Below are 22,602 nucleotides of genomic sequence, written 5' to 3'. Positions count from 1 at the left end.
AATAACAAAAAAATTTAGTTTTAAATTGATGAGAACAGATATAAAGCAGTAGTTTCAAAAAATAAAGTTAGTAATGCAAGCTGGAATTAATTCTATAATTACCTGTTTTGTAAACTAAGTTTATTCATTATCACTAAAGCGCCTATTTGTGAAACTATGCTTGGTTAATCAAATAGGCATTTGCCTATCAACACACTTTAATTAGCAACATAAAGCCTGTTTAAGTGGCACCAAGCTTAATTGTAAGTATCCGAAACAAAGGTGATGAGGTGGCAGAAAGTACCGTTGTAAATAAACACAATAAAAACAGTCAGAAAACACATTGATTTTATTTAACTTTTTTTTAACAACTTTGAAGGACAAAGTTCCTAGCATTAAAAAAGAAGAGCGCCGATAAACGGCCAATTAAACAGCCGACAAGTTATAACATAATTGATTTTAATGGTCATTTATTCTTCATTCTTAATTCACAAATTGATTAATTTAATTTTTTGTTGGTGGGTTATGTTTTTTTATTTGAGGTCATGATTATGCTAGTTTCATCGTCTAGTTTTACGTACGTTTATCGTGGTACGCAAAATGTCATTATGCGTACCACGATAAAAATATCTATGAAACTTTAAGTCCTTTATCGTCCGTATCAGTTCTAATTATTAATTGCCACTTAACGTCTTTTGATTGAGTATTTTGTCAATCAATTATTACTAGAACAGGAAAAATCTCATATTCAAAAGCTAATCGAATTTATACTTTTTATCGATTATTACTAAATGACGGTTATCAATTTGTTAAGAACTCTATGTCACAAAAAACTTTTTGGCTGTACGAAAAAGACTTGTTATTAATTGGTTTAAGTAAAATGCAATTATAAAACTTACAACAACAAAAAAATAACGTAATTCCGTTGCGCAGAGTTATTAATATTGATTTTAGTCATCAGTGTCCGAGTGGGTACGTAGAGCCGACATCATTTTACGATGATATAATTCACAACAACCTTATTTAACATAATACACATTATGCGTACCACGATAAACGTACGTAAAACTAGACGATGAAACCTGTATAATCATGACCTCAATTTAAAAAACACGATTTACCAGTAAAATGGTAAATTAATCAATCTACTAACAAATTAACAAAAATAAATAATCATTAAAATCAATACGTTAGAATAATGTGTATTATGTTAAATAAGGTTGTTGTGAATTATATCATCGTAAAATGATGTCGGCTCTACGTACCCACTCGGACACTGATGACTAAAATCAATATTAATAACCCTGTATTAGATATTTTTAAATAATAAAATAATAATTAATGAACAATTGTTATTTTATTATAAAATATGATAACCTGCTCGTTTGATAAACTGTAATTATTCTATTTAGTTAATATGCAAAATATTTTTAAGACATTACGTTCAAACAGTTATTCTGTTCAATGTGAATTATGTAGTATAAGCTCTCTTTGTCTCCCCGCGTTACTTAACAATAATTTAGATAATGTATTAGAGCGTAAAATGTCTTATGCCAAAGATGAAATTATGGTTAAAGCAAACACACCATTTACTAAATTTTATATTATTCATTCTGGTGCATTAAAGACTTTTGTTACAACGCCTGATAATCATCAGCAAATTAATGGATTTTATTTACCTGGCGACATTGTTGGTTTAGATTCAATTTCAACAAAATTATATAACAACAATATCCAAGCGCTTTGCAATACACTTGTTTGCCAGCTTAATTATGATGAATTGATGTCGCTGGTTGATCACCAAAAAGATATTAGAGAAATGGTACTTAATTTACTAAGTTCTGATATTTATAATTATCAAAAATTAGTACTTTGTTATTCTCAGAAAAAAGCCGATGAGCGATTAGCAACCTTTATATATTCACTTTATCAACGTTACAAACAAAGAGGTCATTCTTCATTAAATATTAAACTTATGATGAGCCGAGCCGATATTTCTAATTATTTGGGCTTAACAGTTGAAACCGTTAGTAGAAATTTATCAAAGCTTCAAGAACAAAATATTTTATCAGTTAAAGGAAAACATATATTTATTAAAGATTTAAATGCTTTGATGGATTTAGGCAAATAAATTTATTTATGTTAAAATAATCACAATAATTTATTGTAAGGTCTTAATATATGACAAGTTTAAAGAAAACATTTATTGCAGTAACTTTGGCTCTCACCCCTATTTCTTCATTTGCTGCCCAACAGTTAACTGAACAGCAGGCTAAAGATCTGCAGTCGTTTAAAAGCATAACTATCCGAGGGGCATTTTATACTGATAATGATTATGTTTTAGCTATGTCAAAAGCGGCAGATAAAGAAGGTGCCGCTTCTTTCTTTATAACAACAACCAATATCAGCCCGTCTAATGATACTTTACGTATTGTTTACGCTAAGCTATATAAGGCAGATGCTGCTAAAGCTGAAGAAAAAGCCGAAAATTTACGTAAATTCGAAGGAGTATATGAATATCCAAAATCTAAAGCAATTCGTTTAGAACCTTTCAATATTGTACGAATTCGTGGATATTTTCCTAGTGAATATGATATAAACCAAGCAATCGCTAAAGAAGCCTCAGCAAAAGGTGCTTATGCCTATTATATCGATTCACGTAGCGAGCTTGGTAGCAATCTACAAATTGCTGCTTATTTGTTTAAGAAAGATGCACCAGAACGTAAACTTCAACCTGAAGACGCAATTCCATATGATTCTGAGGCTGGCCAACTCGCTCTTGCACAAGGCGGAGATGCGGCTATGCAAGTGGAAAAACCGGGATATTATTCTCCTTCAGCTTTTAATGAAAAATTTTATGCTGATAAATTTAATAATAAAGTAAAAGTTATTCGTGAACCAGTAAATAATACAAAAACATCTACAGTAAACAGCACATCTACATCTGAGGTTACAGCAGTGACGACGGAGCCTCAACGCATAAATCGTTACACTGTAACGTTATCAGATGGGCGGAAAATTCAAGAATTAAATGATGCAACAGCGGCTAAAATGGTTGCCTTTGATACAATCAAATTTAGAGGCTACTATGTGACTGATCAGGAAATTTCTTATCAAGCAGGTAAACGCGCTATTGATGCTGGTGCCAAATATTATCATATCTCTCGAGTAGCCCATGACTCTAATGGGCCGAACATCACTGTTTTTGTTGATCTTTATCGATAACTTATACCAATAAATGGGCGCATTTCACTGCGCCCTACTTTTCTATCAAACAAAATTACTTAGCCAACTAACCACTATAATTCAGATTTTACTTTATCGATTTGTTGCTCAATACGTTTTGCGGAAATTGGATACGGAGTACCAAGTTGCTGAGCAAATAGATTCACTCTTAGCTCTTCAATCATCCAACGGATATTTATTACTTCTTCTTGCGATTTTGAATTTTCTGGCAAACTATTCACCCACGTTACATATTGCTTTTCAACCGTTTCTATGATGTTCAGCGATTGCTTATCTTTGGTAAAATTTACCATTAGTTTTTCAATTCTTTTTTCAATTGCGGATAAATAACGATTAATATCTGGTAGCCGTTTATAACCTGATTTTGCAACAAACCCTTTATAAACAAGGTGATCAAGTTGTTTTTTGATATCAGATAAAGAAAAGGCTAATGATAAATCAATGCGACCTTTTAGTTTTTTATTGATGTTATTATATAAAACCAAAATGGACTCAACCTGTTTTGCAATATCAACCACAGTTTCATTAATATTGCCTTTGGTATAATTTAACAATGACTGATAATTATCTCGATTTTGAATGATCTGATTATTTTTTTCAATCAAATAGTCAACAGCACAAGCAATGCAATCGTCAATTAAACTAAGCACCGTGCCAAAAGCATTAAAATACAAGCTTAATTTAGATTTATTCGGCAATTTTTCATGTAAATATTTAATTGGTGATGGTATGTTAAGTATAAGTAGACGTCTTAATCCTAGTTTAGTTAGTCTTTGTTGCTCATATTGATTATCGATTAATTTAATGCTTACTGAATTTTGGTTATCAATGATTGCAGGGTAAGCTTTAATAGTGTAATTTTTATGAGTTTCTTCATACACACTTGGTAACAAATCAAAAGTCCAATCAGTTAAATCATTCTGTTCAATTTGAACTGTCTTTTGGGTTGTTAACGACGATAATGCCTGTTGAATTTCGTTTTTAAGCTGTTCTTTTAGCAAAATTAGATCTTTACTTGAAGCAATTTCTTTGTTGTTATTATCAACAATGCTAAAAGTTATTTTCAAATAGTCGGGGATTTGATCTAGTTGCCAATCTTCAGTGGTAATTTTTACTCCTGTCATTTTGTGAAATTCAGTTTCTAAACTTTCTAACAAAGATTGGCCTGTCGAAATAGCTCTACGTAAAAACGCATCAGCATAGTTCGGCGCAGGGACAAGATTTCGACGCAATGATTTCGGTAATGATTTAATTAATGCAATGATTAAATCTTTTCGGAAACCAGGTACTTGCCAATCAAACCCTCTATTTTTGATCTGATTTAATAAATTAAGAGGTATCTTAATTGTGACACCGTCACGATTATGCCCTATATCGAATTGGTAACTGAGTGCTAATTTTAGATTGCCTTGGTGCCAAAAATCAGGAAAATCATTTAAATTAACTAATTCTGCCGACTGTTTGATCAACATCTTTTTCTCAACACTAAGAAAATCAGGATCAGATTTTTGTTTTTGTTTCCACCAAGTATCAAAGTGTTTAGATGAAATAACGGATTTATCAATTCGTTTATCATAAAAATCAAAAAGTTCATCATCATCGATTAAAATATTTTGTCGGCGAGACTTATGTTCAAGATCTTCAACTTCGCTGATTAATTTTTGGTTCTTTTTATAAAACTGATGACGAGTAAACCAGTCTCCCTCAACTAAAGCATGACGAATAAATAAAGAGCGACTTAACACAGGATCAATTTTACTATAATTTACTATTCGGCTAGCAACAATAGGCAAGCCAAACAAAGTCACTTTTTCATTTGCTATAGTCGTTCCCTGCTTTTTTGACCATCTCGGCTCGTTATAACTGTATTTCACCAAATGTTTAGCTATAGGCTCAATCCATTCTGCTTCAATTTTTGCTACGACCCTTCCCCATAGTCGGCTGGTTTCTACCAGTTCACTAGCAATACACCATTTTGGCTGATTTTTGAAAAGAGCCGAATTAGGAAAAATGGCAAATTTAATATTACGCGCCCCAATATACTCATGCTTTTCAAGTTCTTTCATTCCAACATGAGATAGTAAACCACTTAGTAACGATATATGTAATGAACGATAATCTGCTGTATTGCTATTAATTGGAAACGCTAATTGTTTTATCGTTTGCCTAATTTGTGTATAGACATCTTGCCACTCTCGAATACGGAGATAATTTAAAAACTCTTTTTGACATAATCGCCTAAATTGGTTACCAGATAATATATTTTGTTGCTCTTTAATATAATTCCATAAATTAATCAAAGAAATAAAATCAGAATCCTTGTCAACAAAACGACGATGTTTTTCATCTGAGGCTTGTTGCTTATCAAAAGGTCTTTCTCTTGGATCTTGAATTGACAAAGCCGCAGTAATTATCATTATTTCTTTAGTACAGCCTAATCGCTTTGCTTCAAACAACATTCTGGCCAACCTTGGATCGATAGGAAGCTGAGCTAAAGTTTTCCCTATTTCGGTTAAATGATATCGATTATGTTTGGTATCAATTGCGCCAAGTTCTTCTAATAAACGAATGCCATCACGAATATATTTTGAATCGGGTGCTTCAACAAAAGGAAACGCTGCAATATCGCCTAAACCGAGTGAAGTCATTTGCAATATAACTGAAGCTAAATTGGTGCGTAAAATTTCAGGATCGGTAAATTCGGGGCGAGATAAGAAATCGTGCTCATCATATAAACGAATACAGATACCATCTGAAGTTCGCCCACATCGGCCTTTTCGTTGGTTAGCTGATGCTTGAGATATTGGCTCAATTGGCAATCGCTGAACTTTAGTACGATAGCTATAACGACTAATTCTAGCTAAACCAGGATCGATAACATATTTTATTCCTGGTACTGTTAACGATGTTTCCGCCACATTGGTAGCAAGAACGATTCTCCTTTTTGTGTGGGGCTGAAAAATACGATTTTGTTCTGCTGTAGATAGTCTTGCATATAATGGCAGAATATCAGTATGGCGAAGATCTAATTTATTAAGCGTATCAGCAAGATCTCGTATTTCTCTTTCACCTGTTAAAAAAACTAATATATCACCTGCGCTTTCGGTTGATAGCTCATCAATTGCATCAATAATGGGTTGAAAATCATTATTTTTATCGCTATAGCTTTCATTTTCATTTAATGCTAGAGGACGATATCTTACTTCAACAGGAAAAGTACGGCCCGATACTTCAATAATCGGCGCTTGATTAAAATGTTTAGAAAAACGTTCTACATCAATAGTTGCTGATGTTATTATGACTTTCAAATCGGGACGTTTAGGTAATAGCTGTTTTAAATATCCTAAAATAAAATCAATGTTTAAGCTGCGTTCGTGCGCTTCATCAATAATAATAGTATCATATTGCAATAAAAGTCTATCTTTTTGAATTTCTGCAAGTAATATACCATCAGTCATTAATTTAATCAGAGTCGTTTCACTAACGTGATCAGAAAATCTCACTTTGAAGCCAACTAATTGTCCGATTTCTGTCTTCAACTCTTCGGCTATACGATTAGCCACAGAACGTGCAGCTAAACGCCGTGGTTGAGTATGGCCTATAAATCCTTTGACCCCTAACCCCAATTCTAAGCAGATCTTAGGTATCTGGGTGGTTTTTCCCGAGCCTGTTTCGCCAGCAATAATAACGACTTGATGATGCTTAATTGCATCATAAATTGCTTGTTTTTTTTCAACAACAGGTAAATTAGCTGGAAAATTAATTTTTTGGGGTAACAACGCTACTCTAGCTTGGTAATGTAAAATAGCACTTTGTATATTGGCATCTATATCAGCTATAGTTTGACTTTTTTGGGCTAGTTTAATAATTTTATGCTTATCTAAAAAAGTCATTGTATCAAGATCTTTTAGTTGTTTTTGCGTTAACATAGAGACCAAATATTTTATTTAAAGTAAAACTTAACTTCAATTATAGCAAATTTAACCTATTAGTAGGAGTTCAAATGAAAAAAACGTTATTGCTAATTTCACTATTTTCTTCTTTGCTTATGTATGGTTGTAATGAATCAAAGAAAATACAAGATACCGATCTTATGCATCACCGTTTTGTGCTCACTAAAGCAAATGGCCAAGATATCTCTTTAGATGATCAAGCTGACATTATATTTGGTGAAAAGATGACTATAACAGGCAAAATGTGTAATCAGTTTTCTAGCCAGGTTACTTTGGATAGCGATAACATTAAAGGTTCAGGTGTTATAATGACTAAAATACTTTGTAATGATGAACAATTAAACCAATTAGACTATATCATTGAACAGTTAATAGTTAATGGCGCAAAGATCGATTTAACCAATAATCAATTAATCTTAAAAAATGAAAAAAATGAGCTGATTTACCAACTTAAAGATTTAATGTAATTCAAACATTTTATTGGCTTGATACTGTGGCTGAAATGCATCTATCTAGTGGCTATAATTAGTTTATTTTATAAGCAAAAATATGTATGATATAAAAAACTTTATTTAAAATACTGTTAAGAATATAATAAGGGTAATTTTTAAAGGATTTAACTTATTGATGAAATTATCATACTCTTCAGATATTTTAGGTGACTTTTGTAGCTGTTTAAAGCTACAAAAAGTACTTTTAGCCTATCTTACCAATGCCTTGTCATTGGTTTTTTTTTGCATAACGTTGATTTATCGAATTTTTAAATTAAAACATTAACATTAACATTAAATAAATTACTAAGTAGATACTATTATGAAAAAGACAAAAATTGTTTGTACTATCGGACCAAAATCTGAATCAAAAGAAATGTTAGCAAAACTATTAAACGCAGGAATGAATGTTATGCGTTTAAACTTTTCTCATGGTGATTATGAGGAACATGGTAACCGTATTAAAAACTTACGAGAAGTAATGCAGGAAACTGGTTTAAAAGCAGCAATTATGTTAGATACCAAAGGACCTGAGATCCGCACCATTAAATTAGAAGGCGGTAATGATGTATCACTTGTTGCAGGCCAAACTTTCACTTTTACAACCGATAAAAGTGTCATTGGAAATGCCGAACGAGTTGCAGTGACCTATGATGGCTTTGCGCATGATCTTAAGCCTGGTAATCGTGTACTTGTTGATGACGGTTTGATTGCTATGGATGTTAAAGAAATCAAAGGTAATGAAGTTATCTGTACGGTTTTAAACAATGGTGATCTTGGTGAAAATAAAGGTATTAATTTACCCGGCGTCTCAATTAAGTTACCAGCCCTTGCAGAAAAGGATAAAAACGACCTGATTTTTGGTTGCGAGCAAGGCGTTGACTTTATTGCTGCATCATTTATTCGTAAGCGTTCGGATGTCGAAGATATTCGCGCACACTTAAAAGCCCATGGTGGCGAGGATATTAAGATCATCTCAAAAATCGAAAACCAAGAAGGTTTAGATAATTTTGATGAGATTCTTGAAGCTTCCGATGGTATTATGGTGGCTCGTGGCGATCTAGGTGTGGAAATTGCTGTTGAAGAAGTTATTTTTGCTCAAAAAATGATGATCAAAAAATGTAATAAAGCATCTAAACCTGTTATTACAGCAACACAAATGCTTGATTCAATGATTAAAAACCCTCGCCCTACTCGTGCCGAAGCTGGCGATGTGGCTAATGCAATTATTGATGGTACGGATGCTGTTATGCTTTCTGGTGAAAGTGCTAAAGGTAAATACCCTTTAGAAACAGTCAATGTCATGGCAACTATCTGTAAACGTACTGATGGCACAATTCCAGCGTCATTAGAATTAACATCAAAAGAAGAAAAATTACGTATAACAGCAGCTGTTTGCTGTGGTGCTGTAGAAATCGCTGAGCGTCTAAATGCCCCACTTATTGTTGTTGCAACCCGTAGTGGTAAATCAGCTCGAGAAGTTCGCCATTATTTCCCAAAAGCTCGTATTTTAGCATTATCATCTAGCCAAAAAACAGTTAATCAGTTAGCGGTCACCAAAGGTGTAGAGCCTATTTTAATTGATTCAATCAACTCAACTGATGATTTTTATCGCTTAGGTAAAGAGATGGCAGTAAAAGTATGCGGTTTACAACAAGGTGATATTATCGTTATGGTTTCAGGCGCTTTAGTTCCAAGCGGCACCACTAATACAACTTCTGTTCATCGTATTTAAAAATTAAATTTTAATTTTATATAAAATAAAAAAGCTAGCTACCTGCTAGCTTTTTTTTTTACTTAAGCTATTCTGTACAAGATATTATTAATCGAGTTTGAAAAACTAAAATGATTGAAGAAAAAGTATATTTACCTAAAGAACTCAGTTGGTTGTCTTTTAATCAACGTGTTTTACAAGAGGCGGCAGATAAAAGTAATCCACTTATTGAACGTGTGCGTTTTTTAGGCATATACTCAAGTAACCTTGATGAATTTTATAAAGTACAGTTTGCTAACCTAAAAAAATATGTGCTTATTGAACAAGAACAAGCACATTCTTTGCCTAATGCTAAGAATTTATTGCGCCAAGTAAATCAAAAAGTTATCCAATTGGAATTACAATTTGATCAGCTCTACAATGAATTATTATTAGAAATGGCTAGAAATCAAATCTTTTTGATTAATGAACGACAACTTTCCGCCTATCAAGAAAATTGGATAAAGAATTATTATAAACAAAATCTTAGGCAGTACATAACCCCTATTTTGCTCGATAGCCATACAGAGCTTATTCAATTTTTAAAAGATGATCATGCTTATTTGGCTGTAGAAATTATTTGTGAAGATAATATCAGTTATGCATTACTGGAACTACCAACAGATAAAGTTTCTCGTTTTGTATTATTGCCATCTGAAGTGTCCACTAAAAATAAATCCATTATCTTTTTAGACAACATACTTCGATATTGCTTAACGGATATTTTTAAAATATTTTTTGATGCCAAAGAATTAAATGCTTATTCAATTAATATCAATAGGGATGCAGAATACGAATTAAACACCGAATTAGATAGTTTACTTGAGCTTATGTCTCAAGGTTTAAAACAACGTTTAACGGCACAGCCTGTACGCTTTACTTATCAAAAAGATATGCCAAAAGCATTATTTGAATTGTTAATTAATAAATTACGATTAACTGAACAAGAGGCGATGCCTGGCGGTCGCTATCCTAATTTTAAAGATCTGGTCAAGTTTCCTGATTTTGGACAGAAGAAGCTATTAAATAAAAAAATTTCAAGCCTAAGTTATAATCGATTTAAACAATTTCGTAATGCTTTTGATACAATAAAAGATCGCGATGTTTTACTTTATTATCCTTACTATTCTTTTGGGCATGTTCTTGAAATTATGCGCCAAGCCTCATTTGATCCTTCTGTTACGCATATTCGCATGAACATATATCGAGTAGCTAAAGACTCACGTTTTATTCATACTGCGATTAATGCTGCTAATAATGGTAAAAAAGTTACTGTAGTGGTTGAGTTACAGGCAAGATTTGATGAGGAAGCAAATATAAAATGGGCAAAACGGCTAATTAGTAGCGGAATTAAAGTCATCTATTCACAACCAAAACTTAAGATCCATGCCAAGTTATTTTTAATTGATCGTAAAGAAGATGATGGAATTGTTCGTTATGCTCATATTGGTTCTGGTAATTTTAATGAAAGAACGGCGGCCATTTATACCGATTTTTCACTATTAACCGCAGATCCAGCCATTACCGATGAAGTTAGAAAAGTATTTAATTTTATTGAAAACCCGTTCAAACCTGTATCATTCAACCATTTGCTTGTTTCACCGCAAAATACACGATTACGATTTTATGAGTTTATCGAACGGGAAATAAATAATGCAAAAGTGGGGAAACCCGCTGGTATCTATTTAAAGTTAAATGCAATAACAGATCAAGATATGATAGATCAACTATATCGCGCATCATGTGCTGGAGTAAAAATTAGAATGGTAGTAAGAGGAACCTGTGTATTGGTACCGCAAATTCCTAACTTAAGTGAAAATATCACGGTCACCAGTATTGTTGATCAGTTTTTGGAGCATGCTCGTGTCTATATTTTTGAAAATGATGGAAGAAAAGATACATATATTTCTTCCGCAGACTGGATGCCTCGTAATCTCGATAACCGTATTGAAGTGGGTGTAAAAATTTTCGATCCAATAATAAAATCAACTATTCATAATATTTTTGATATACAGTGCAATGATAACGTAAAAGCTCGCATTATTGATAAAGATGCCACCAACAATTATGTGCAAAGAGGCAATAAGAAAAAAACCAGAGCCCAATATGCCATTTATGATTATTTGAAACGGTTAGAATCATTTGAATAATGAATTGAGGATTTTAAAGTGGACAAATTCAATGAATATGCCGTAGTTGATCTTGGTTCAAACAGCTTTTATATGGTTATAGTCCGTATCATTGATGGCGCGATGCAAATTATTTATAAAAATAAAAAAAACATTCATCTTGCAACGGGGCTTAATGCTAATAACCAGCTCAATGAATCAAGCATTATACGAGGAGTACAGTGCCTTGAATTATTTGCTGAACGATTAAAAGGATTTCCAGCTGAACATGTTCGTGTTATAGCGACGCATACTTTGCGTGTTGCCCAAAATAAGCATCAATTTTTGATGGCTGCAGCCAAAGTATTTCCTTTTCCTATTGAAATTATTTCAGGTCAAGAAGAGGCTCGCCTTATTTATTTAGGTGCCATGACGACAGAATCAACATCGTCAACTGATACCAAATTTGTAGTAGATATCGGTGGTGGATCGACTGAAATAGCAATAGGAAAAGGAAATGATTTAAAACCATTGCTTGTAGCTAGCCGTCCCATGGGGTGTGTAACTTATGCTAAGCAATTCTTTCATGATCAAAAAATCGATTTTGATTCATTTCAACGAGCAAGGCTTGCCGCCGAACAACAAATTGAAAGTATGATTCATATTATTAAAAAGCAGAAAATCACTGTAGCATTTGGATCATCTGGAACGATTAAAGCTATTTATCGTATTTTATTAGACATTGGTGTCTGTGATGGAATTATTACGCCTAAAAGGCTAGATGATTTAATTCGTTATATTTTGGAATTTAAATCTTGCCAAGATATTAACTACCCTTCACTTTCTAATGAAAGAAAAAGCATATTTGTTAGTGGGCTGGCAATATTTTGTGGTATTTTTTATGCCCTAGGCTTAGAGGCTTTACGCTTTAGTCCGTGTGCATTACGTGAAGGCGTGCTTTATGAACTCATTGATGGTCCTAATTTCCGAGATATTAGACAAAATACGGCTCAATTACTTTCCGATCATTACAACGTTGATCAACGCCATGCAAAACAAGTGGTTAAAACTGCAAAATTTTTATTTTCTCAATGGCAACAACAAACACAAATCGTTATTCCACCTAGCTTAGAATCTATATTGTATTGGGCTGCGCAGTTGCATGAAGTTGGGTTAAAAATCAACTTTACCTCGATTCATAAACATTCGAGTTATATTTTAAAGAATAGTAATTTGCCGGGGTTTAATGAAGAGCAACAATTACTTTTAGCAACGCTTGTTCGTTATCATCGAAAATCAATTAATATTGATGAAATCCCTTATTTCAGCTTGTTTGAATACAAGCATATAATATCAGCCATGCAAATGCTTAGATTATCTATTCTAATAAATAATCAGCGAAATACCGATCTAAATCTTGATGCATTTAAATTAAAATTATCAAAAAATAGACCCACCCAGATAACGTTAGAAGTTAATCAAGATTTTGTCGAAAAGAATAAATTAATCTTATTGGATTTAGAGCAAGAACAAAAATATTGGAAACCGATTGATGATTGGCAATTATCAATTAAAATTTGTCGCTATAAAATTAACTCAGTATAAAAATACCGCCAGTCAATGTGGCGGTATATAATCTTTAGTGTATATAATTAGTTATTAGCTAAGACCGATTATTTTCCACCATAAAATACCCACAGTAAATAAGATAGCCAAATTTATAATGCTACAAATAAACCCGACTTTCCACCAAGTTTTTACAGGAACAAAACCTTCAGCAAATAATAGCGGATTTCTTGCATTGGCAAATTGTGTAATTGAACCAAAATAGTTAGTACAAATAACTAAAGCAAAAATTGCAATAAATGTGGGTACGCCAAGAGCAATAGCTATCGATAAGAAAACTGGAAATAAAGCGGCGATATGCGCATTACCACTGGCAAAAAGATAGTGCAAATAAACATACGCAACACATAAAACAATCAGCACTAATAACCAGCTACTTTCACCTAAATAACCTTGCACTGCACTACCTATTGTATCACCTAACCATTTTGTCACACCAAGTTTATTGACTTGCCCTGCTATCATTAATAATGCCGCAAACCAAATTAATGTATCCCAAGCTGCTTTTTCACTTTTGATGTCATCCCAACTTAATACACCGGTTAAAAGCAAAATAGTCAAACCAATAAAGGCAGTTGTTGTTGAATCAATATTGAAGTTTTTACCAAAAATCCAAAGTGCTAATAATAGAATAACTGTTCCACCCATAATGATTTCTTTAACGGTGATAGATCCCATTTTTTTCAATTCTTCAGCAGCTAATTTAGGTGCTTCTGGTGTCTTTTTTAGCTCTGGGTTAGTTAAAAAGTAGATAACTAAAGGAATAATAATAAATGAAACTAAGCATGGAACAATAGCTACAATAAACCATTGTCCCCAGCCTAATGTGATATCTAGTGATTTTGTCACTAACTTAGCAGCTAATAAATTTCCAGTAAACGCCGTTAAGAACATTGCCGAGGTAATGTCATTGATATGGCTAATAGTTAACATTAAAAATGTACCAATACGGTTTCTTGATTCATCCTTAGGGCTAGAATTAAAATTGATAGCTAATGCTTCAGCTATTGGGTAAATAACCCCACCAGCACGTGCAGTTGTACTTGGAATCGCTGGCGCTAAGGCCATATCAGTGACAGCTAAACCATAGGCAAGTCCCAATGTATTTTTACCTAAGATCTTCACAAGATAATAGGCAATACGTTTACTTAAACCTGTTTTAATAAAGCCGCGAGCAATCATAAAAGCAATAACAATTAACCAAATTAACCCACTATTTAATTCGCTTAATGATATCTCTATAGCGTTTTTAGCACTTTCGGCTCCCGTTGGTCTCAATACTGCAAATACCGTAATGGCTAATAAGCCGATTGCACCAATTGGCATAATTTCAGCAACAATACACGCAATTGTTGCAATAAAGATAATGCTTGTTTGCCAACCTTCTTGACTGATGCCTTGAGGAGGAGATATAAACAACCAAAGTATTGCTGAAATTGCCGCAATAATTATAAATGGTAGCCATTTTACTGGCGGTTTTTTTACTACGTTCATAGTATTTCCCTTTTTAATTTAAATATAATTTTATTACACCGATGTAAATTCTTTCTTTTTTAAACTCACAAATCCACCCAGAAAAACCTCAATAAAATCAATGGTTTTTCTGACTGTTTTTTATTAAAACTAAGCTGTTATTAAATTAAAACAGTAAAAACAAAGATCTAATATAATCGTTATTTTTATCATTTTTTGATGCTAAGCCTGTTGATTAATCGGTGATTATTTTGTACTGAGTGTCAATTAGTTGAAAAACAAAATTATCTGGGTTTATTAATGCTATTGTTTTATTTTTTAACAAAAATATAGCTGATAAGTTTTGATGCTTTTGTAAATATTTTCTGCTGTTATCAAGTCCCCATCCATAAAATACCGTTGAGTAAATATCACCTTCTAATGAAGAGTTGGATATTACTGTCACACTGTCTAGTTCATTATCTAATGGATAGCCTGTCTTGGGATCTAATATGTGATGATAGAGATGATTGTTTTGTATAAAAAAACGTTCATAAATCCCCGATGTTACAACAGACTTATTTTTAACTTTAATAACTCCTGATAACTTATCATCAGTTGCAAATGGTTTTTTTAGCCCCACATGCCAATAGCTGTTTTCATTGGTTAAAGGGCTACCTAAAGTTAATACGTTACCACCTAAATTAATAATACCTTGATAAACTTGATATTTATGTAAAATTAATTTGGCAACATCGGCAATATACCCCTTAGCAATTGCGCCTAAATCAATTTCCATGCCGAATTTTTTCAAAAAAACAGAACGATTATTTGTATCTAGCTCAATATTATTAGGATCTGTTAACAATAATCGCTGTTTAATCAATTTTGCTGGTGGAACTTGTTGCCCGTTGAAACCAATTTTCCAAAGTTTAACTAAAGGACCAATGGCAAAATTAAAGCAACTATTGAAATGCAAACTGACTTTTTGTGCTTGTTCAATCAAAGAAAATACCGAGCGACTCACAGTAACAGGGTGACTGCCCGCAGCTAAATTGATTGACATGACTTCTGATATTAACCTATTTACAGTCAACTTATCTTCAAGCAATTTAATGCTGTCAAAAACGGCCCGTGCAACGGTGTCATTAGGCTCTATAAGCGTTAATGACACCGTTGTTCCCATTAAAGTTTGAGTATATTTATAACTCGACCTTAACATACTAAACAAGCCCCAAATTGCTACAACTCAATTAACTTTTTATATAATAGGCAGCTTTTTTACCTGCTTGCATACCGAAAATAATGATATCTGCAACCGCATTACCACCTATTCGGTTTGCTCCATGTATTCCCCCCACAACTTCGCCTGCAGCAAAAACACCTTGAATGACATTTTTATTAGCATCTAAAACTTGTGTTTGAGTATTGATAGTCACACCGCCCATAGTATGGTGAACACCAGGGGCAATTTTTATTGCATAAAAAGGTGCTTTTTCTATAGGATGACGTATGCCCGTTGTTCGGCCAAAGTCCTGATCGTGCTTAGTAATGGCAAACTGATTATAGCGCGCTACTGTGTTAGCTAATGTGCGACTATCAATTGATAACTCTTGTGCTAATTCTTCAAGAGTATTTGCTTGAGTGACCAGCTGATTTGAGACATATTCTTCCACCGCTTTATTTTCATCACGAACTTGTTGATCAAATAAGATATAAGCATAATGTTCAGGTAAATGAATAATTTCTGCTGATACTTTATCTCGGGTATCAAGCTCATTAACAAATCGTTGGCCTTTTTGCGATACGAGTATCGCCCCACCACCTCGAATAGATTCAGAAATCAAGTAAGAAGATGTTTGTTCTACTGTTGGATGAATTTGGATTTCACCCATATCAACAGTTCCAGCCCCAAGTTTTTCCAATATCATAATGCCAGAACCCGTTGCACCTTTATGATTGGTGGTAACAAAACCTTTAAGATCAGGGCGATATTTTTCAACCATGGCAGTATTAGCACTAAATCCACCTGTTGCGATAATAACGGCCTTAGTTTTTATCACGTGAGTTGAGCCATCTTCTTCGGAAATTTTAACGCCAATGACTTTATTGTTCTCAGTGACAATTTCAGTAACCGCAGTATCTAACATAACTTCAATACCACGCTTATTGATATTTTTAACTAGACCACTAATTAAAAAACCACCAACTGCCGCCCCGCTTTCTGGGCGATGGGTTCGATCAATGCTCATTCCCCCTGTGGTTGTAATACCACTTAATTCAATATCATTATTATCTAACCAATCGATAGCCTCTGGTGCATTTTTAACAAAGTATCGTAATAAGTCAGGATTATTTTTATTTTTTCCACCTGCCATAGTTTCTTTATAAAAAAGCTCTTTACTATCGACAATGCCTTTGAGTTTTTGGAATTTAGTTTCCGCAGCATTCATACCTGCCGAAGCTTTATTAGTATTACCACCAATCACCGGCATTTGCTCAACAATAACAACCTTTGCGCCATGATCATGTGCTTGAATAGCTGAGGCAAGCCCCGCGCCACCACTACCAACAACGACAACATCAAAAGAAAGATCATCAGGATCCCCCCCTTCGGCAATAATTGCGTCTTTGTTAGATTTTGCCATTGCTTTAGTTACAGCTTTCTTAAATGCTTCACATTGTGTTGTTGCTCCAGAGATAGCATCAACATGTGGACTATTTGAATCAATAATTCTATGTTTAATTTCAGTAAAATTATTTAAAACTTCACTATCAAAATTTTGCGCATTAACTAATTGTATATCTTTTATTAAATCCTTACCTAACTCAACGTTAATTAAAAATTCATAAGATTCATCATTAACTTTCTCTTGATACTGACCTGGTTTGAACTTTTTCACATTAAGGTTAGCATCACGAATCAAACTTTCAACAAGGGAAAAATGCCATAAAGGCTCAGGAATATTAAGCTCTTCCCGTTTATCACTATTGATAAATAGTTCTAACTTTTCCCCTTTTTTAATGCGACTAACCCAATCAGGATAAGCAATACAAGCACGACCGACAGCAACTAAATCATAGCCATTTTTAAAAGCTGCATCGATATCACTTTGATTAACAACATTACCGACCCCCACAACAGGAATTTTAGCTAATTGCTCAGATCGCATTGCAACATATTTATTGATTAGTGGTGTTGTATCTTCGGTATCAACGATCGAAGGTCTTAAAATCGACCCCATTGAGAAATGAACATAATCAAGCCCTTTTGCAGCCAGTTTTTCAAGCAAATACATGGTATCATCAAAACGAATACCAGGGACTTCTAGCTCTTCGGGGGAAAACCGATATCCAACAATAAACTCAGGAGTTGCATATTGTTGAATCATATTATGTGTGATATCTAAAATCGCAAGCGGGAATCGAGTACGATTATCACGACTCCCCCCCCATTTATCATTACGTTGATTTGAATTAGGTGAGTAGAATTGTTGAATTAAATAAGTATTTGCGCCATGAATTTCTACACCATCAAAACCAGCCTGAATAGCACGACGCACAGCTTGACCAAACTTGTCAATCATTTCATTTACTTCTTCAGCCGTTAATTCAACGGGAGTTGGAGCATTCGGGCGTGGAGCAGCAATGGCACTCGGGCCTACTGGTGATTGGCCGCCAATTAACTTTGGCTCAACCATTCGTCCACCATGATAAACTTGAATAATAGCTTTAGAACCTTGCTCTTTGATAACTTTAGCTATTTTTGCTAATCCCTCAATTTTATCATCACTATCTAAGCCAATTGCGCCAGGAAAAGCTAATCCTTTATTATCAACAAAGCCACATTCGACTATCACTGTGCCAATATCACCAGCTCTTACCCGATAGTATTCAATCAAGTCATGCGTAACAGAACCATCATAAAAACCTGAGCAGGTTGTCATCGGCGCCATCATGATGCGATTTTTTAATTCTACCCCATTTGGTAACGTTAACGACTTAAATGTAAATTGATTTGTCATTTGATATACCTAATTATTTTATTTGAATTCATTTATTGGCAATTATGATAGCATCCCAAACAACAATTCTCTATGTAAATTCAGTCTATCAATACATTAAGTATCAATTTTTCGACAGTATTTTTTACATATTTATTAATGAATTAGGCATGCATCGTTTTTAGAATCGACAAAATTACTTCGTTTTCATATTAAAAATCATTAAATTTAATATATCCAAGCAGAAAAAATCTAAAAAAAAACACTGTAACTATTTCATTTAGTTACATATTTTCTATTATTTTTATGTTGAACTTTAATTTTGTTTAGATAGAATGTCTTGAAACTAACACAAAGAGAATATCGTATATGTTTATAACACCGATTGAGCTTTTAACATTGAAACCCACTTTTAATTCTCTTTCTGCCCTGTTTTTTAATCCTCCTTCATGGAGGATTTTTTTTGTTGCAAAAATCTTTTCTTTTTATTCTCGTTATAAATTCAAAGCTAAAAATCAATTTTACTTTAAGAAAGCGCATAATCAGGAGATAGCATGAAATCTTTAACACCTTTTTATAATCCAAGTATAAGCTATGAAGATAATTATGCTCAAGGACCCTTTGGGCTTTTTGCACAATTAGATAAATCACAACAGATTCCAACAAAACCCGCAACGTTCTTAAATATTGATGTCAATTTACCATTCGGTATGCCCGCAGGCCCATTATTAAATGCCAATTATATCAAAGCAGCATTTGCTTATGGATTTGATTTATGTGTGTATAAAACAGTTCGAACTAAGTTTCATAAATGTCATCCATTACCTAATGTCTTGTCTGTTCATCCTAAAGGTAAACTATCGTGCAACTTAGATACAGTATTAGCAGATACTAATTATAATCAACCTCTATCAATTACCAACTCATTTGGTGTGCCTTCATTTTCACCCGATATTTGGCAACCCGATATGGCCGATGCGGTACAATCGGCTGGTCATGGACAATGTGTAATCGGTAGTTTCCAAGGTACACAAGGGCATGGAGAAATAGAAAAAGATTATGCTCTAGCGGCAAAATTAGTACATGAAACTAATGCACCTATTCTTGAAGCAAATTTAAGTTGCCCGAACGAAGGGGCAAGCAAGCTACTATGTTTTGATGTAGATAAAGTTGAACGAATTGTAAATGCGATAAAAACAGCAGTGCCTGATCGCCCTCTTATTTTAAAACTGGCCTATTTTCCTGATAATGAAAGAATTATTTCTTTATTAACTCGTGTGGGTACTATTATTGATGGTTTAAGCACCATCAATACGTTATCGGCAAAACCCGTTGATGCGAAAGGTCACCCAGCCTTAGGCGAAAACAGGAAAGAAGGCGGAATCTGTGGTAATGCCATTCGTTGGGCTGGTTTAGATATGGTGAACCGTTTAGCCAAATATCGCAAAGAGATGGATCTAAAATTTGCTATTATTGGTGTAGGCGGCGTTAGCACTAGCGAGCATTATCGTCAATTTATAGACAATGGTGCTGATGCAGTTATGAGCGCAACAGGTGCTATGTGGAACCCATTGCTAGCAATAGAGATCAAAAAAAGCCTTTAATATCAGCCAACCATAGTCTATAAAGGTTACAGTGTAACTTACTACTGTAACCTTGTTTTCACAATTCGTCTTAAATTGATAATACAAGATGATATATAGCAATAAAGATGCCTAAATAACTAGTTGCCATTTTTAACAAAATAAATGATTAAAATTGTTGTACGGGATATAGAAACCGCTAATTGTCGAATTTTAAAAAATATATTCTAATAAAATTCAAATATATTTTGACGCCATTTACTCTTTAACTAAAAAACAGTATATCAATAATATTTGCTTATCTATTACTGATTGATCATTTAAAAAAAATAATAATCGCTAATGAAATATACAATCACTTTGAAGAAAAAAGACTATCCTTACATAAATTAGAGATTTTGAATATATTCAGGAAATATTAATTGTAGAAAATCATTTTACATTACAAGAGGTGTAGCTTAAATTCTAGACATTGATTAGCGCATCACTTACTTAGATAGCCAAGTTTGCTTAAAAAAGTTTAAATAAAATTTAGCAAATTATATATGGGCTGGGCAATGATTTTATACTAAAACTCACATCTACCTGAAATTTTTGACGGAAATAATACGGATTTTTTATTTTTCAATATAATTGGATGAAAGTTAATTTTAAAAATTAGAAAACACAATAAGCATGGCAACTTTTGACAAAAATTATTAGCATATTCGTAGAGGTCATTAGACTATAATGGAAAATTTGATTGGTATAACTACTGTATGGAATTGGCGGAACGGACGGGGCTCGAACCCGCGACCCCCTGCGTGACAGGCAGGTATTCTAACCAACTGAACTACCGCTCCGCTTTTTAGTCACTTAGATGAAGAACATCTAAATTAGGCGCAATATTAAAGATTATTTTTAGTCTCGTCAATAAAAAATTTTAAATTGAAATTTAATTGAATACAAAACAATCATTGCAACGAATTCCATAATGCACCGCCACATTTTTTATCAATTTTCTTCAAAACTGCCTCATGTTCGGAAAGTTCATATTCTGTTGCTTTAATGACTTTTAAAGGAACACCACTACGCTCTACTCTTTTTATTGCATTAGGTTCAGATGAAGATAAATTATTGTCTTCTGAACTAAAAGATAACGTCGTTTGCCCCCCTGTCATAGCTAAATAAACTTCAGCTAGAATTTCGGCATCTAGTAAAGCACCATGCAATGTTCGATGAGAATTATCGATCTGATAGCGTTCACATAATACATCTAAGTTGTTACGTTTACCTGGAAATAGGCGCCTTGCCATGGACAGGGTATCAGTGACAAGACAATGATCAGCAGTTTTGAAATCTAATCCACAAAGACGAAATTCATAATCCATAAAGCCCACATCAAACGAGGCATTGTGAATGACTAATTCTGCACCATCAATAAATTTAATAAAATCATGGGCAATATTTTTAAAAATAGGTTTATCTTTAACAAATTCATCACTTATACCGTGGACTTTAAAAGCTTCCTGATCAATCAAACGTTCTGGGTTAATATAAACATGGAAATGATTACCCGTTAATCGGCGATTTATGACTTCAACAGCACCTATTTCAATAATCTTATGACCTTCATAATGATTATTACCCTCTTGATTCATACCTGTTGTTTCTGTATCTAATACGATTTGGCGTGTAGGATTATGTATCACTTTCTTCTCTTTTATATCAGTAATTGGGGAAAAACGTTTTTAATGGTATAGTCTAACATCAAAACCCTTTAATGTTGATACCTGATACTTGATAAACAAAATAAGGTCAAATGGTTAAATTTGTGGGGGAAAATCAACAAATAAAATAAAGCCCAATTATTGCATTCTTTCAATTGGAATAAAAAATTTAACTAAAACAACAAATTTGATCAACAATATTGAGAAAAGAAATCAGAACATGCTAAAAAAGATAGAAATATATACAGATGGTTCTTGCCTTGGTAATCCAGGTCCTGGTGGTTATGCAGCTATTTTAAAATATAAAGAAACTGAAAAAATATTATCAGAAGGTTTTTTTAAAACAACGAATAATCGTATGGAATTATTAGCTGCGATTGTTGCTTTAGAAAAATTAAAACATCCCTGTCAAATTGAACTATATTCTGATAGCCAATATTTGCGTAATGGTATTATCAATTGGATAAATGGCTGGAAAAAAAATGGCTGGAAAACAGCCAACAAAAAACCGGTAAAGAATGTTGACCTATGGAAAAGACTTGATGAATTAGTGCAACCTCATAAAATTGAGTGGATTTGGGTAAAAGGTCATGCAGGGCATATTGAAAATGAACGTTGTGACATTATAGCTAGAACACAAGCCCAATCCCCTACTTTACAAGATACGATATTTGAACAATCTGTAGATAATTAACTTA

At 33.4% G+C, this 22,602-nt stretch carries 14 protein-coding genes and 1 tRNA gene; 9 read left to right on the top strand and 6 right to left on the bottom strand.

Annotated elements, in window-relative coordinates; all coding sequences use genetic code 11:
• The first annotated feature begins 697 nt into the window (after nt 1-697).
• The 3 genes from A9G40_RS15875 to A9G40_RS08340 all read left to right on the top strand — a co-directional run bounded on the left by A9G40_RS15875 (nt 698) and on the right by A9G40_RS08340 (nt 3,204).
• Nucleotides 698-871 carry a phage/plasmid replication protein, II/X family gene (locus tag A9G40_RS15875; RefSeq protein WP_081302205.1) on the top strand — a complete coding sequence of 58 codons (174 nt, stop codon included), beginning with the start codon at nt 698-700 and terminating at the stop codon, nt 869-871.
• Between the two features lie 525 nt (nt 872-1,396).
• On the top strand, nt 1,397-2,110 hold the full coding sequence (locus A9G40_RS08345; protein ID WP_065582669.1) for a helix-turn-helix domain-containing protein: 714 nt from the start codon (nt 1,397-1,399) through the stop codon (nt 2,108-2,110).
• 50 nt (nt 2,111-2,160) lie between these two features.
• Nucleotides 2,161-3,204 (top strand): YdgH/BhsA/McbA-like domain containing protein, encoded by a 1,044-nt coding sequence (locus A9G40_RS08340; protein ID WP_065567211.1) that lies wholly within the window; start codon nt 2,161-2,163, stop codon nt 3,202-3,204.
• A 74-nt stretch (nt 3,205-3,278) separates the two neighbouring features.
• Here A9G40_RS08340 and hrpA read toward each other — a convergent pair whose 3' ends face one another.
• Complete coding sequence (gene hrpA, locus A9G40_RS08335) at nt 3,279-7,154, bottom strand: ATP-dependent RNA helicase HrpA (RefSeq protein WP_065582668.1); 3,876 nt, start codon at nt 7,152-7,154, stop codon at nt 3,279-3,281.
• A 74-nt stretch (nt 7,155-7,228) separates the two neighbouring features.
• On the opposite strand from hrpA, the gene A9G40_RS08330 reads away from it, so the two are divergent.
• The 4 genes from A9G40_RS08330 (at nt 7,229) to A9G40_RS08315 (ending at nt 13,135) form a co-directional block, all read left to right on the top strand.
• Nucleotides 7,229-7,645, top strand: coding sequence for an META domain-containing protein (locus tag A9G40_RS08330; RefSeq protein WP_065582667.1), 417 nt, complete (start codon nt 7,229-7,231; stop codon nt 7,643-7,645).
• A 346-nt stretch (nt 7,646-7,991) separates the two neighbouring features.
• Nucleotides 7,992-9,404 (top strand): pyruvate kinase PykF, encoded by a 1,413-nt coding sequence (gene pykF, locus A9G40_RS08325; RefSeq protein WP_065579392.1) that lies wholly within the window; start codon nt 7,992-7,994, stop codon nt 9,402-9,404.
• A 110-nt stretch (nt 9,405-9,514) separates the two neighbouring features.
• Nucleotides 9,515-11,572 carry a polyphosphate kinase 1 gene (gene ppk1 / locus A9G40_RS08320; RefSeq protein WP_065567215.1) on the top strand — a complete coding sequence of 686 codons (2,058 nt, stop codon included), beginning with the start codon at nt 9,515-9,517 and terminating at the stop codon, nt 11,570-11,572.
• 72 nt (nt 11,573-11,644) lie between these two features.
• On the top strand, nt 11,645-13,135 hold the full coding sequence (locus tag A9G40_RS08315; protein WP_081302204.1) for a Ppx/GppA phosphatase family protein: 1,491 nt from the start codon (nt 11,645-11,647) through the stop codon (nt 13,133-13,135).
• Nucleotides 13,136-13,189: 54 nt separating this feature from the next.
• Here A9G40_RS08315 and A9G40_RS08310 read toward each other — a convergent pair whose 3' ends face one another.
• The 3 genes from A9G40_RS08310 to A9G40_RS08300 form a co-directional block, all read right to left on the bottom strand.
• Complete coding sequence (locus A9G40_RS08310; protein WP_065582665.1) at nt 13,190-14,650, bottom strand: DASS family sodium-coupled anion symporter; 1,461 nt, start codon at nt 14,648-14,650, stop codon at nt 13,190-13,192.
• A 214-nt stretch (nt 14,651-14,864) separates the two neighbouring features.
• Nucleotides 14,865-15,830 carry an FAD:protein FMN transferase gene (locus tag A9G40_RS08305; protein WP_065582664.1) on the bottom strand — a complete coding sequence of 322 codons (966 nt, stop codon included), beginning with the start codon at nt 15,828-15,830 and terminating at the stop codon, nt 14,865-14,867.
• Nucleotides 15,831-15,861: 31 nt separating this feature from the next.
• On the bottom strand, nt 15,862-18,633 hold the full coding sequence (locus tag A9G40_RS08300) for a flavocytochrome c (RefSeq protein ID WP_065582663.1): 2,772 nt from the start codon (nt 18,631-18,633) through the stop codon (nt 15,862-15,864).
• Between the two features lie 533 nt (nt 18,634-19,166).
• On the opposite strand from A9G40_RS08300, the gene A9G40_RS08290 reads away from it, so the two are divergent.
• Nucleotides 19,167-20,216: a dihydroorotate oxidase gene (locus tag A9G40_RS08290; RefSeq protein WP_065582661.1), complete on the top strand. Its 1,050-nt coding sequence runs from the start codon at nt 19,167-19,169 to the stop codon at nt 20,214-20,216.
• A 744-nt stretch (nt 20,217-20,960) separates the two neighbouring features.
• On the opposite strand, the gene A9G40_RS08285 is transcribed toward A9G40_RS08290, so the two are convergent.
• Nucleotides 20,961-21,037, bottom strand: a tRNA-Asp gene (locus A9G40_RS08285).
• 111 nt (nt 21,038-21,148) lie between these two features.
• Nucleotides 21,149-21,886 (bottom strand): DNA polymerase III subunit epsilon, encoded by a 738-nt coding sequence (gene dnaQ / locus A9G40_RS08280; RefSeq protein ID WP_081295793.1) that lies wholly within the window; start codon nt 21,884-21,886, stop codon nt 21,149-21,151.
• Between the two features lie 238 nt (nt 21,887-22,124).
• Between dnaQ and rnhA the strand changes: the two genes are divergently transcribed.
• Nucleotides 22,125-22,598 (top strand): ribonuclease HI, encoded by a 474-nt coding sequence (gene rnhA, locus A9G40_RS08275; protein ID WP_065582660.1) that lies wholly within the window; start codon nt 22,125-22,127, stop codon nt 22,596-22,598.
• Nucleotides 22,599-22,602 lie beyond the last annotated feature (4 nt).

This window comes from Gilliamella sp. Nev3-1 (assembly GCF_001690435.1).
Classification (GTDB): domain Bacteria; phylum Pseudomonadota; class Gammaproteobacteria; order Enterobacterales; family Orbaceae; genus Gilliamella; species Gilliamella apicola_C.
This window is presented reverse-complemented; position numbering and strand designations above follow the sequence as displayed.

Coding starts and splice junctions, on each gene's coding strand:
- A9G40_RS08345 (WP_065582669.1), top strand. CDS start 1,397: ATGCAAAATATTTTTAAGACATTACGTTCAAACAGTTATTCTGTTCAA.
- A9G40_RS08340 (WP_065567211.1), top strand. CDS start 2,161: ATGACAAGTTTAAAGAAAACATTTATTGCAGTAACTTTGGCTCTCACC.
- hrpA (WP_065582668.1), bottom strand. CDS start 7,154: ATGTTAACGCAAAAACAACTAAAAGATCTTGATACAATGACTTTTTTA.
- A9G40_RS08330 (WP_065582667.1), top strand. CDS start 7,229: ATGAAAAAAACGTTATTGCTAATTTCACTATTTTCTTCTTTGCTTATG.
- pykF (WP_065579392.1), top strand. CDS start 7,992: ATGAAAAAGACAAAAATTGTTTGTACTATCGGACCAAAATCTGAATCA.
- ppk1 (WP_065567215.1), top strand. CDS start 9,515: ATGATTGAAGAAAAAGTATATTTACCTAAAGAACTCAGTTGGTTGTCT.
- A9G40_RS08315 (WP_081302204.1), top strand. CDS start 11,645: ATGGTTATAGTCCGTATCATTGATGGCGCGATGCAAATTATTTATAAA.
- A9G40_RS08310 (WP_065582665.1), bottom strand. CDS start 14,650: ATGAACGTAGTAAAAAAACCGCCAGTAAAATGGCTACCATTTATAATT.
- A9G40_RS08305 (WP_065582664.1), bottom strand. CDS start 15,830: ATGTTAAGGTCGAGTTATAAATATACTCAAACTTTAATGGGAACAACG.
- A9G40_RS08300 (WP_065582663.1), bottom strand. CDS start 18,633: ATGACAAATCAATTTACATTTAAGTCGTTAACGTTACCAAATGGGGTA.
- A9G40_RS08290 (WP_065582661.1), top strand. CDS start 19,167: ATGAAATCTTTAACACCTTTTTATAATCCAAGTATAAGCTATGAAGAT.
- rnhA (WP_065582660.1), top strand. CDS start 22,125: ATGCTAAAAAAGATAGAAATATATACAGATGGTTCTTGCCTTGGTAAT.